At 61.9% G+C, this 12,508-nt stretch carries 12 protein-coding genes; 7 read left to right on the forward strand and 5 right to left on the reverse strand.

Translation table 11 applies throughout. From position 1 onward, the window contains the following. Nucleotides 1-67 precede the first annotated feature (67 nt). The 5 genes from dapF (at nt 68) to EFQ99_RS14455 (ending at nt 5,128) form a co-directional block, all read left to right on the forward strand. Nucleotides 68-973 (forward strand): diaminopimelate epimerase, encoded by a 906-nt coding sequence (gene dapF, locus EFQ99_RS14435; protein ID WP_126921693.1) that lies wholly within the window; start codon nt 68-70, stop codon nt 971-973. Beyond that, nucleotides 970-2,244, forward strand: coding sequence for a tRNA (N(6)-L-threonylcarbamoyladenosine(37)-C(2))-methylthiotransferase MtaB (gene mtaB / locus EFQ99_RS14440; RefSeq protein ID WP_126921694.1), 1,275 nt, complete (start codon nt 970-972; stop codon nt 2,242-2,244). The genes dapF and mtaB overlap by 4 nt, the downstream gene beginning before the upstream one ends. A gap of 16 nt (nt 2,245-2,260) precedes the next feature. After that, nucleotides 2,261-3,823, forward strand: coding sequence for a signal recognition particle-docking protein FtsY (ftsY, locus tag EFQ99_RS14445; RefSeq protein ID WP_126921695.1), 1,563 nt, complete (start codon nt 2,261-2,263; stop codon nt 3,821-3,823). Between the two features lie 76 nt (nt 3,824-3,899). Then, nucleotides 3,900-4,544, forward strand: a complete 645-nt coding sequence (locus EFQ99_RS14450; protein WP_126921696.1) for a septation protein A — start codon at nt 3,900-3,902, stop codon at nt 4,542-4,544. Beyond that, a complete protein-coding gene (locus EFQ99_RS14455) occupies nt 4,541-5,128 on the forward strand; it encodes a DUF2585 domain-containing protein (RefSeq protein WP_126921697.1) in 588 nt (195 codons plus the stop codon). Before EFQ99_RS14450 ends, EFQ99_RS14455 begins: the two co-directional genes overlap by 4 nt. Before the next feature lie 192 nt (nt 5,129-5,320). Here EFQ99_RS14455 and EFQ99_RS14460 read toward each other — a convergent pair whose 3' ends face one another. The 5 genes from EFQ99_RS14460 to ccmA all read right to left on the reverse strand — a co-directional run bounded on the left by EFQ99_RS14460 (nt 5,321) and on the right by ccmA (nt 8,448). Further along, on the reverse strand, nt 5,321-5,929 hold the full coding sequence (locus tag EFQ99_RS14460; RefSeq protein ID WP_126921698.1) for a DsbE family thiol:disulfide interchange protein: 609 nt from the start codon (nt 5,927-5,929) through the stop codon (nt 5,321-5,323). Further along, nucleotides 5,926-6,093, reverse strand: coding sequence for a heme exporter protein CcmD (ccmD, locus tag EFQ99_RS14465; protein WP_126921699.1), 168 nt, complete (start codon nt 6,091-6,093; stop codon nt 5,926-5,928). Before ccmD ends, EFQ99_RS14460 begins: the two co-directional genes overlap by 4 nt. A 3-nt stretch (nt 6,094-6,096) precedes the next feature. Next, nucleotides 6,097-6,858, reverse strand: a complete 762-nt coding sequence (locus EFQ99_RS14470; RefSeq protein WP_126921700.1) for a heme ABC transporter permease — start codon at nt 6,856-6,858, stop codon at nt 6,097-6,099. Between the two features lie 47 nt (nt 6,859-6,905). Then, nucleotides 6,906-7,565: a heme exporter protein CcmB gene (gene ccmB, locus EFQ99_RS14475; protein WP_126921701.1), complete on the reverse strand. Its 660-nt coding sequence runs from the start codon at nt 7,563-7,565 to the stop codon at nt 6,906-6,908. Between the two features lie 238 nt (nt 7,566-7,803). Continuing rightward, nucleotides 7,804-8,448 (reverse strand): heme ABC exporter ATP-binding protein CcmA, encoded by a 645-nt coding sequence (ccmA, locus tag EFQ99_RS14485; protein ID WP_126921702.1) that lies wholly within the window; start codon nt 8,446-8,448, stop codon nt 7,804-7,806. A gap of 262 nt (nt 8,449-8,710) precedes the next feature. On the opposite strand from ccmA, the gene acnA reads away from it, so the two are divergent. Together acnA and EFQ99_RS14495 are read left to right on the forward strand one after the other, a co-directional pair. After that, nucleotides 8,711-11,401 carry an aconitate hydratase AcnA gene (gene acnA, locus EFQ99_RS14490; protein ID WP_126921703.1) on the forward strand — a complete coding sequence of 897 codons (2,691 nt, stop codon included), beginning with the start codon at nt 8,711-8,713 and terminating at the stop codon, nt 11,399-11,401. 234 nt (nt 11,402-11,635) lie between these two features. Next, nucleotides 11,636-12,376, forward strand: a complete 741-nt coding sequence (locus tag EFQ99_RS14495) for a DUF1223 domain-containing protein (RefSeq protein WP_126921704.1) — start codon at nt 11,636-11,638, stop codon at nt 12,374-12,376. Nucleotides 12,377-12,508 lie beyond the last annotated feature (132 nt).

Genomic DNA, 12,508 nt, shown 5'->3' on the forward strand with positions numbered 1-12,508 from the left:
TACCCACCCACTGGTAATTCCTTCGCATTTCCGCCATATACAGCGGAAAGACGGACGGAATGATACCATGAGCACAACGGTCGAATTCGCGAGGATGAACGGGCTTGGCAACAAGATCCTGGTCGTCGACATGCGCGGGCGGCCGGATAAGGTAACGCCCGCGGCGGCGGTCGCGCTCAATGCTGATCCGCATACCGAGTTCGACCAGATCATGGCGATCCATGATCCTAAGGCCGAAGGCACCGATGCCTTTATCGACATCCTGAATTCAGACGGTTCGAAGGCGCAGGCCTGCGGCAACGGCACGCGCTGCGTCGTTCAGGCGCTTGCCGCCGAGACCGGCAGGAAGGTTTTTACTTTCCAGACGGTCGCCGGCATCCTCAACGCCGTCGAGCATGAAAACGGGACGATCTCCGTCGATATGGGCCGGCCGGTCTTCGATTGGGACAAGATCCCGCTGGCGGAAGAATTCCACGACACCAGCCGTATCGAGTTGCAAATCGGCCCGATCGACAATCCGGTGCTGCATTCGCCGTCGGCGATGTCGATGGGCAACCCACATGCGATCTTCTGGGTGGACAAGGACGTGATGTCCTATGATCTCGCCCGCTTCGGGCCGCTGCTGGAAAACCATCCGATGTTTCCCGAGCGCGCCAATATCACGCTGGCGCAATTGACCTCGCCGACATCCCTGACGACGCGCACCTGGGAGCGCGGCGCAGGCCTGACGCTCGCTTGCGGTTCGGCTGCTTGTTCCGCCGCCGTCAGCGCCGCTCGCACCGGCCGCACCGGCCGCAAAGTGACGATCAATGTGGCGAGCGCCAAGCCGCCTGGCACACTTTCCATCGAGTGGCGCGAGCGCGACGATCACGTCATCATGACCGGCCCGGCCGAATGGGAATGGTCGGGCAGGCTCGATCCTTCGACCGGCCACTGGTCGCGCGAAGGTACCCGAGAGGCGGAGGCGCAGTGAGCGGCATCGAGGTCATTACCTTCGGCTGCCGCCTCAACACATATGAATCCGAAGTGATGAAGGCGCAGGCCGAGAAGGCGGGACTGAATAACGCCATCCTGGTCAATACCTGTGCCGTGACCGGCGAGGCCGTGCGCCAGGCCCGCCAGGCGATCCGCCGGGCGCGGCGTGACAATCCGCACGCCCGCATCATCGTCACCGGCTGCGCCGCGCAGACCGAAAAGCAGACCTTCGCTGAAATGGCGGAGGTCGATGCCGTGCTCGGCAACGAGGAGAAGCTGACAAGCGCCTCCTATCGCAGCCTACCGGATTTCGGCGTTTCGGCCGAAGAGAAGCTCCGCGTCAATGACATCATGAGCGTCAAGGCGACGGCGCCGCAGATGATCAAACACATCGACGGCCATGTGCGCGCCTTCATCCAGGTGCAGAACGGCTGCGACCACCGCTGCACCTTCTGCATCATCCCCTATGGCCGCGGCAATTCCCGCTCCGTGCCGATGGGCGCCGTCGTCGACCAGGCCCGCAAGCTCGCCGACAGCGGTTATCGCGAAATCGTGCTGACCGGCGTCGATGCGACAAGCTATGGCGGCGATCTGCCGGGCGCGCCGACGCTCGGCCTTCTGGCGAAGACGCTCTTGAAGCAGCTCCCCGATATCAGCCGCCTCAGGCTTTCTTCGATCGACAGCATCGAGGCCGATGCGCATCTGATGGATCTCATCGCCGACGAACCCCGCTTCATGCCGCACCTGCATCTGTCGCTGCAGCATGGCGACGACATGATCCTGAAGCGGATGAAACGCCGGCATTTGCGCGCCGATGCGCTGCGCTTCATCGAGGAGGCGCGCCGGCTTCGCCCCGAGATGAGCTTCGGCGCCGATATGATCGCCGGTTTTCCAACGGAAACGGAAGAGATGTTCGGCAATGCCGTGCGGCTCGCCGAAGAGGCCGGCATCGCGCATTTGCATGTTTTCCCTTACAGCCCGCGTCCCGGCACGCCGGCAGCCCGCATGCCGCAGCTCGACCGGTCGCTCGTCAAGGACCGCGCCGCAAGGCTGCGCGTCACTGGACATAGGCTGCATCAATCCCATCTCGATGGCATGGTCGGAACCCGGCAATGGCTGCTTGTTGAAAACAACGGCGTGGCGCATACGGAGAACTTCACGCTGGTCTCTACACCGGGCCTTCGTCCTGGTGAACTTGTGCCGGCCGAAATCACCGGCCACAATGGCAAGCATCTCGACATGCAATTGACGGCCGCAGCAGCAGCCTGACTTTCACGGAATTCCTATGGCGCTCAGTTTTATCAAAAAGGTCTTCACCTTCGGCAAACCGGCTGAAGAGCCCGTGCCTGATGCCGTGGAAAAGGAGCTCGAGCCTCGCTCGCGCGACGAAGATCTGCCGATCGCCGATGATCCTGTTCTTCCCGAGGAAATGGACACGGCCGGCGGGCCGGCTGGCGATATTGATGAGGGTAGGGTCGAAGAGCAGGTCGCGGCAGAGGATGGCGAAGCCGCAATCCTGCCCGCCGCCGATCAATTGAGCGATATGGGTGTCGTGCCGCTTTCATTGTTGGAAGCTGAGGCAGAAGCCGTGCAAGATACCCCCCCTACCCTGCCGGGCGTCCCCCCCACAGGTGGGGGGACTGAGCAATTGGATGCCGCTCGCCAGACATTGGATGTTGAGAGCGAGCCCGCTGCTTCCGATGCTTCAGTCAATGTGGCGGAGGACATTGCCGCGAGTTTCCCCCCACCTGTGGGGGGGATGCCCGGCAGGGTAGGGGGGGAGGCCGCAGATCGTGAGCTTTCGGTCGAAGCGCCGCCGCCTTCATCGCCGAACGCGGCAGAGTTGGCACAGTCTGACCCCATTCTCCCCAAAGGCTTCGCCACCGGCCCGAAGACCGTCGAACCGGAGCCCGTCGTCCTCCAGCCGAAGCTCAGCTGGTTCCAGCGCCTGCGCAATGGCCTCGCGCGCACGTCCACGCAGCTGACCAGCCAGATCACCGCGCTCTTCACCAAACGCAAGCTCGACGACGAGACGCTGCAGGATCTCGAAGATCTGCTGATCCAGGCCGATCTCGGCGTCGAGACCGCCATGCGCGTCACCGACACACTCGCTTCCGAGCGCTACGGCAAGGATGTCACCGGCGAGGATGTCAGCCGGATCATGGCGTCCGAAATCGCCAAAGTTTTGAAGCCGGTCGCCAAGCCGCTGCAGCTCGACCTCTCACACAAGCCGCATGTCATCCTCGTCGTCGGCGTCAACGGCACCGGCAAAACGACGACGATCGGCAAACTTGCAGCGAAACTTTCCGGCGCCGGACTGAAGGTGATGCTGGCCGCCGGCGATACGTTCCGTGCGGCGGCGATCGAACAGCTGAAGATCTGGGCCGACCGGACGAATTCCGAATTCATCGGCACCAAGCTCGGCGCCGATGCCGCCGGCCTTGCCTATGATGCGTTCGAACAGGCGAAGGCGAAAAAATGCGACGTGCTGATCGTCGATACCGCCGGCCGTCTGCAGAACAAGGCGGAGCTGATGGCCGAACTCGAGAAGATCGTGCGCGTACTCGGCAAGCTTGATCCCGATGCACCGCATACCGTGCTGCAGACGCTCGACGCCACGACGGGGCAGAATGCGCTCAGCCAGGTCGAGATCTTCCGCAACGTCGCCGGCGTCAACGGGCTGATCATGACCAAACTCGACGGCACGGCGCGCGGCGGCATCCTCGTTGCGATCTCGGCCAAGCACAAACTGCCGGTCTATTTCATCGGCATCGGCGAGGGCGTCGACGATCTCGAGCCGTTCGAGGCCGAGGATTTCGCCCATGCCATTGCCGGACTTGGGCAATGATGCCACAGATATGCCGCCGAAGGCGTGCAGGGCACGGCAAAAGCAGGTTTCCAGGAATAGCAGGTTTGACGAACGCATGACCACCGAAAGCGATATCACCCCGACTGCCGCCGACCGGCATCACCCGCTGCTGAAACTGGCGCTGGAACTCGGGCCGCTGCTGATTTTCTTCTTCGCCAACCTACGCGGCCAGTGGCTGGTAGAGCGGTTTCCCGCGCTTTCCGAGCTGGGCGGGCCGCTGTTCGTCGCAACCGGGCTCTTCATGGCGGCGACGGTCACTTCGCTCATCGTTTCCAAGATCGTGCTCGGCCACCTGCCGATCATGCCTTTCGTGTCAGGCATCGTCGTCGTCATCTTCGGCTCGCTGTCGATCTGGCTGCAGAACGATACCTTCATCAAGATGAAGCCGACCATCGTCAATGCGCTCTTCGGGGTGGCGCTGCTCGGCGGGCTCGCCTTCGGTCGGTCGCTGCTCGGCTATGTCTTCAACGCCGCCTTTCAGCTCGATGCCGAGGGCTGGCGCAAGCTCACCATCCGCTGGGGCATCTTCTTCCTCTTCCTCGCCGTGCTCAACGAGGTCGTCTGGCGAAATTTCTCGGATGATACCTGGGTCGCCTTCAAGGTCTGGGGTACGATGCCGATCACCATCATTTTCACCCTGGCGCAGATGCCGCTGGTGCTGAAGCATAGCCTCAACCCGGAAACGGACGGCGAAAAGTGAGCGCTGCAGAGGCCGAATATCGTGTGAGACACCAGACTTTCTGGTTCGCCGCCTGTCTTGCGGTGCTGGTCGCCCAGATCGTCGCGGAATATATGATGGGCCGCGTGCCGATCTGCGCCTGCGGTTATGTCAAGCTGTGGGAAGGCGGGGTCAATACCAGCGGCAATTCGCAGCATCTGTCGGACTGGTACACGCCGTCGCACATCATCCACGGCTTCCTGTTCTACGGCCTCGGGCATCTCGTCCTGCGCCGCAAGCCCTTGGCGGCCAGGCTGCTGCTGGCGCTGCTCATCGAATCCAGCTGGGAGCTGCTGGAGAATTCGCCTCTCATCATCGACCGCTACCGCACGGCGACAATCGCGCTCGACTACTACGGCGACAGTATCCTGAATTCGGCGATGGATACCGTGTTCATGTGCCTCGGCTTCTTCTTCGCGTCCCGCGCGCCGGTGGCGCTGACGGTGGCAATCGCCATCTTCTTCGAAATTTTCACCGGCTATATGATCCGGGACAACCTGACGCTCAATGTGGTGATGCTGATCTGGCCGGTGGAGGCGATCAAGGTTTGGCAGGGCGGGCTATAGGCCCACGCCAGATTAAGACCCCTCCCCAACCCCTCCCCACAAGGGGGAGGGGCTTAACACGCGGCTCTCGTCGTTCGCCCTATTGAACGTCGACTGTGCCGTAGGTCTATTTGTTTGCGAGGCGGTGCCACAGCTTAGTCCCTCCCCCTTGTGGGGAGGGGTTGGGGAGGGGTCTTTCCTAAAGCAATCGCACTACGAAGCGGGCTTCCCCAGCGCCTTTTCCATCGCCGGAAACAGCCCTTCCTTCAGGCTGACATCGTCGAAGGGGCCGACGCGCTTGTAGAGGATGGTGCCGTCGGGGGCGACGAGGTAGCTTTCCGGAATGCCGTAGACGCCCCAGTCGATCGCCGCCTTGCCGTTCGGATCGACGCCGATGGCATGGTAGGGATTGCCGAGCTCGCCGAGGAAACGCAGCGCGTTCTCGTTCTTGTCCTTGTAGTTGATGGCGACGATGTTCAGCCGTCCGTCTTTTGCCAGTTCCTTCAGAACAGGATGCTCGTCGCGGCAGGGGATGCACCAGGAGGCGAAGACGTTGACGAGGGTGAGCTTGCCCTTGACCGCGGCATCGGTCAGCGCCGGCAGGTTCGCACCGTCGAGCGGCGGAAGGTCGAGCGACGGCGCCTTGGTGCCGATCAGGGCGGAGGGGATTTCGGTGATGTTCTTGCCGTGGAAATCCTGGTCGTAGAGCATCTTTGCGGCGGTTGCCGCAATGCCGCCGAAGACGATCAGCGGCAGAAGCGCCAGCGCATAGCTGCCGCGCCCGCGCGGCTTGGTAGTCGAGATTTCCGGCGTTTCGCTCATTGCCCGTCCCCAGTGCGTGCCGAGCGGCGGCGGATGCCTGCGGCTTCGAGGCTCGCGAGTTCCCGGCGGCGCGCACGGCCGTCCGCCCAGGTCCACAGGATGACGGCAACGGTCACGAAGGCGGCGAAGCCATATGATGCGTAGACATAAAAAGCATGCGTCACGGCCTATTCCTCCCGGCTCGCCATGCGGGCGGCAAGGCGGCGCTGCGCGGCGATGCGGCGGCGCCAGATCTCGTTCCTCATCGCCATGATGTGCAGCGTGAAGAACAGCAGCGTGAAGGCGACCGCCATTACGAAGAGCGGACGCAGGAATTCCGGATCGATTGCCGGGCCGTCGAGGCGCAGCACGCTTGCCGATTGATGCAGCGTGTTCCACCATTCCACAGAAAACTTGATGATCGGGATGTTGACGAAGCCGACAAGGATGAGCACGGCCGAAACGCGCGCCGCCTTCGACGGATCGTCGATGGCGCGGCCGAGTGCTATCAGGCCGAGATACATCAGGAAGAGAACGAAGACGGAGGTCAGCCTGGCATCCCAGACCCACCAGGTGCCCCACATTGGCTTTCCCCACAGCGAGCCGGTGACGAGCGCAAGCAGGGTGAAAGCGGCGCCGAGCGGGGCTGCGGCCTTGGCGGAGACATCGGCGAGCGGATGGCGCCAGACCAGCGTGCCGATCGCAGAGCAGCTCATGATGGTATAGCACATCATCGAAAGCCAGGCCGACGGCACGTGGATATACATGATGCGCACGGTCTCGCCCTGCTGATAATCGCCTTCGGTGGAGAAGCTCAGATAGAGGCCGATCGCAAAACAGAGGGCAGTGATGCCGGCCATCCAGGGAATGACGCGCGCCGCCAGCGCCAGAAACCGCGTCGGGTTGGCGAGGTCGCTGAATTTGCTGATGGCAAGGCTCGTTTCACTCATGTCCGCTTCCTTACCTTGATCCGGCTTTTCCCGCAATCGAATGGCAATCAATCCGATGTGTTTCGCAGCGCCAGGGCAGCCGCCGCCGGGCCGATGACCGCGAAGAACAGCGTCAGCGCGATCAGGATGAGGAAGGGCGGCAGGAATGGAGCGGGCTCCTCGACCGCGGCATAGGTGGCGCTGACGCCGAAGATCAGCACCGGGATCGTCAACGGCAGTACGAGGATCGAGACCAGAAGGCCGCCGCGGGGCAGCGCCACGGCGACCGCGGCGCCGACGGCGCCGATGAAGGTGATGGCGGGCGAGCCCATCAGCAGCGTCAGCATGGTGGCAGCAATCGCCGTCTCGTCCATATTCATGAACAGGCCGAGCAGCGGCGAGGCGATCACCAGCGGCAGGCTGGTCGCTGTCCAGTGGGCGAGGCATTTGACGAGCACGGTAAGGACGAGCGGCGTTTCCTGCATCAGCATCAGGTCGAGCGATCCGTCGTCGCGCTCGGCCTGGAACAGCCGGTCGAGGCCGAGAAGAGCGGCGAGCAGCGCGCCGATCCAAACGATGGCAGGGCCGATGCGCGAAAGAAGCTTGAGATCAGGCCCGACGCCGAAGGGGATGACGGCAACGATCGTGAGGAAGAACAGTACTCCGATCAGCGCGCCACCGCCGGCGCGGATCGAAAGTTTCAGGTCGCGGAGGAAGAGGGCGGTCATGCGGGGTGGTTCTCGGCATGTGCGGTGGACGGGGCACCCCCCTCTGCCCTGCCGGGCATCTCCCCCACAAGGGGGGAGATCGGCAAGATGCACCAGGTTCGCGAAATCTTGATCGCGCGCCAAGCGGTTGCAGCCATCTGCAGTTTTTGATTGGGGTAAGCGCGCGCGCCCAGCTGATCTCCCCCCTTGCGGGGGAGATGCCCGGCAGGGCAGAGGGGGGTAGCTGCACCGAGTAACATCATCCCCACACCCCATGATCCGCGCCGGCAAAGCCCGTCATCTTCAATTCCTGCACATTCTTCAACCCCAGCGGCTGGTGTGTCGCCGCGAGCACGATGCCACCCTCTGCCAGGTGTGTTTCGATCAATCCCGCAAGCAGCCGGTCGGCGCTGGCGTCGAGTGCCGCTGTGGGTTCATCGAGGATCCAGATGGGGCGGTGGGCGACCAGCAGTTTGGCGAAGGCGAAGCGGCGCTGCTGGCCGGCGGAGAGATAGCCGAAGGGAAGGTGGGTGATTCCCGAGAGGCCGACGGCTTCGGCTGCGTCCTCGATGGGAAGACCCGCGGCATTGGGGTTGCCGAGGAAGGAGCGCCAGAAATCCAAATTCTCTACAACCGTAAGTTCATTCTTCATCGCGTTTCGATGGCCGAGGTAGTGGCTGGCCTCACCGGGATGCCGGTCTTGCGGGCTCCCTTCGTCGCGGAAGATGACAGTGCCTTTTTCCGGCCTCAGGAGGCCGGCGACGACACGCAATAAAGTGGACTTTCCCGATCCATTTCTCCCGGTGAGGACAAGGGCCTCGCCGGCTGCCAAGTGAAAGGAAATGTTAACGAAAATCAAATCCTCACCGCGCCTTGCAGCCAGATTTTCGGCGGTGAGATGCATGCGTCGGCTCTTTCTTGGTTTAGGCTTGCGGAGGGGTCAAAAAATGTCCGATTTTGACCGTGCTCGGGTATGGCAAGTTTTTAGGAAATTATCTATAAGACCTGCAACCACGCCAGCGGTCGGCGTGAATTTCATCCTTGCGCCGAACTTGGAGTATCTGCTCCACGTGCGGACAGCGGAAATGGCCGTACCCGCATCCTGATGTGCATTAAGTGCATAGGCGTTCGCACGACTGTGTTGGCTATCAGAAACGGGGTCTCTCGTGTCTAAATCTCTTGACAGTTTCAATTGTCGTTCCACGCTTTCCGTGAACGGGAAGGACTATGTCTATTACAGCCTGCCCAAGGCTGAGGCAAACGGTCTGGCCGGCGTGTCGAAGCTTCCCTATTCGATGAAGGTGCTGCTCGAAAACCTGCTGCGCTTCGAAGACGGCCAGTCGGTCACCAAGGAGCACATCCTGGCCGTTGCCGAGTGGCTGAACAACAAGGGTGCGGTCGAAAACGAGATCGCCTATCGCCCGGCGCGCGTGCTGATGCAGGACTTCACCGGCGTTCCCGCCGTCGTCGATCTGGCCGCGATGCGCGACGCGATGGTGTCGCTCGGCGGCGATCCCGAGAAGATCAACCCGCTCGTTCCCGTCGATCTCGTCATCGACCACTCCGTCATCGTCGACGAATTCGGCACGCCGCAGGCTTTCGCCAAAAACGTCGAGCTGGAATACCAGCGCAACGGCGAGCGCTACCGCTTCCTGAAGTGGGGCCAGCAGGCCTTCAAGAATTTCCGCGTCGTGCCCCCCGGCACCGGCATCTGTCACCAGGTCAACCTCGAATATCTCGGCCAGACCGTCTGGACCAAGGAAGAGGACGGCGAGACGATCGCTTATCCCGACACCTGCGTCGGCACTGACAGCCACACGACGATGATCAACGGCCTCGGCGTTCTCGGCTGGGGTGTGGGCGGTATCGAAGCGGAAGCCGCCATGCTCGGCCAGCCGGTTTCGATGCTTCTGCCTGAAGTCATCGGCTTCAAGCTGACCGGCAAGCTGAAGGAAGGTGTCACCGCGACCGATCTCGTTCTGACCGTCGTGCAGATGCTGCGCAAGAAGGGCGTCGTCTCCAAGTTCGTCGAATTCTTCGGCCCCGGCATGGATAATATGCCGCTCGCCGACCGCGCGACGATCGGCAACATGGGTCCGGAATACGGCGCGACCTGCGGCTTCTTCCCGGTTGACGGCGAAACCATCAACTACCTCACCATGTCCGGCCGCACGCATGACCGGATCGCCCTCGTCGAAGCCTATTCGAAGGCCCAGGGCATGTGGCGCGACGGCGATGGTTCCGACCTCGTCTTCACCGACACGCTGGAACTCGACCTCGGCGACGTCGTTCCGTCGATGGCCGGTCCGAAGCGTCCGGAAGGCCGCATCGCGCTCGAAAACATCGCTACCGGCTTTGCCGGCTCGATGGATGCCGACTACAAGAAGCCCGGTCAGCTTTTGAACCGCTATGCGGTCGAAGGCACGGATTTCGATCTCGGCCATGGTGACGTGGCGATTGCCGCCATCACGTCCTGCACCAACACATCAAACCCGTCAGTGCTGATCGCCGCCGGCCTTCTCGCCCGCAACGCCGTCGCCAAGGGCCTGAAGACCAAGCCGTGGGTCAAGACCTCGCTCGCTCCTGGATCGCAGGTGGTCGGCGAATATCTTGCCAAGTCCGGTCTGCAGGCCGACCTCGACAAGCTCGGCTTCAATCTCGTCGGCTTCGGCTGCACCACCTGCATCGGCAATTCCGGCCCGCTGCCGGCGCCGATCTCCAAGACGATCAACGACAAGGGCCTGATCGTATCGGGCGTGCTCTCGGGCAACCGTAACTTCGAAGGCCGTATTTCGCCCGACGTCCAGGCGAACTACCTCGCTTCGCCGCCGCTCGTCGTTGCTTACGCTCTTGCCGGCACGGTCCAGAAGGACCTGACGAAGGAGCCGATCGGCGAAGACCAGAACGGCAACCCCGTCTACCTCAAGGACATCTGGCCGACCTCGCACGAGGTGCAGGAGTTCATCCAGAAATACGTGACCCGCGAACTTTACGAAAGCAAGTATGCCGACGTCTTCAAGGGCGACGTCAACTGGCAGGCCGTTCAGGTTCCGCCGGGCCAGACTTATGCCTGGGACGATAATTCGACCTATGTCCAGAACCCGCCGTACTTCGTCGGCATGGGCAAGAAGGGCACCGGCGTCTCCGACATCAAGGGCGCCCGCGTTCTCGGCCTCTTCGGCGACAAGATCACCACCGACCACATTTCCCCGGCCGGTTCGATCAAGGCTGCTTCGCCGGCCGGCGCTTATCTGATCGACCACGCCGTCGCCGTCGCCGACTTCAACCAGTACGGCACGCGCCGTGGCAACCATGAAGTCATGATGCGCGGCACCTTCGCCAATATCCGCATTCGCAACCACATGCTCGGTCCGAACGGCAAGGAAGGCGGCTACACCATCCACTACCCGTCGAAGGAAGAGACCTCGATCTACGACGCCGCCATGCAGTACAAGCAGGAAGGCGTGCCGCTCGTCATCTTCGCCGGTGTCGAATACGGCAACGGCTCCTCGCGTGACTGGGCTGCCAAAGGCACCAACCTGCTCGGTGTCAAGGCAGTGATCGCCCAGTCCTTCGAGCGTATCCATCGCTCGAACCTGGTCGGCATGGGCATCATTCCATTCGTCTTCGAAGAGGGTACGACCTGGCAGAGCCTCGGCCTCAAGGGCGACGAACTCGTCACCATCGAGGGCTTGGAAAAGATCAAGCCGCGCGAAAGGAAGATCGCCAAGATCACCTATGGCGACGGCTCCGTAAAGGAAGTGCCGCTGCTGTCGCGCGTCGATACGCTCGACGAGGTGGTCTACCTCAACAATGGCGGCATCCTGCAGACGGTTCTGCGCGATCTCGCTGCCTGATTCTTAAGAGACCTGACTGATAATGGCCGCCGGAGAGCAGTTTCCGGCGGCTTTTCTTTGCGGCGACGATTGTTCGAGAGGGTTCACGATGATTTGTTTTACGTGGGTTCCGGCCGAGCTAAGTCTCACCCGTTCGTGACTTTTCGTTTGGACCCGGAAGGATTATTCGTACGTTCATATCTCAGAGCCTCCGGTTCAAACACGCTGTCGGCGCTGAAAAAGAGGTGCAGGTGAATGTCCCCCCGTTTCTTGATTCCGCTGATCGCTGGCGTTGTTCTCGCAGGCCCGCTACAGGCCGAAGACGGCACGCCGAAAGGTGTCGTCGAACTGTTCACGGCGCAGGGCTGCTCCTCCTGTCCTCCGGCTGATGCCGCTTTCCGGAAGCTGGTGAGCCAGGGCGACGTCATCGCGCTCGCCTATCATGTCGATTACTGGAACTATCTCGGCTGGGCCGATACGCTGAGCTCCAAGGAAAACACCGAGCGGCAGTATGGCTATGCCAGAATGATGGGCCGCAGCAATGTTTACACGCCGCAGGCGATCGTCAACGGACGCGGCCATCTGGCGGGCTCCGATCTCAACGGGATCAATACGAAGATCGACACCTACAGCAGCGAAGGCAATGGGCTGAACATTCCCATCAGTGCATCAATGCGCGGCGATGAACTGGAGATCAAGATCGGCGCGGGGCAGGGCAAGGCCAATGTGGTGATGGTCTATTTCGATAAGGAAAAGACCATCGACGTCGAAAAAGGCGAAAACAGCGGCAAGAAGATCTCTTATCTGCACAGCGTCACCAATGTCGAAACCGTCGGCATGTGGGACGGCAAGGCGACCAATCTGACGTTACCGGCGAGCGTCCTGCAGCGGCCGCAGCTCGAGGGCTGCGCGATCCTGCTTCAGTCGGCGACCGCAGACGGCGATCCGGCGGCGATTCTCGGCGCAACCGTTGTCATGGCTGGAAAAAATATTTGAGATTTCATCCGGCTACGGATGAAATGCCGGGCGGCCCGGCCGAGCGTATTCGGGGCTGGGGTTAAGGTCGATACGCTCCGCCGGGCCCTTTGGCGCGCTGGCGCCAAACCGGGATGCATAATTCTCCTGCAA

Origin of the sequence: Rhizobium vallis (assembly GCF_003985155.1) — a bacterium.
GTDB lineage: Bacteria > Pseudomonadota > Alphaproteobacteria > Rhizobiales > Rhizobiaceae > Rhizobium > Rhizobium vallis.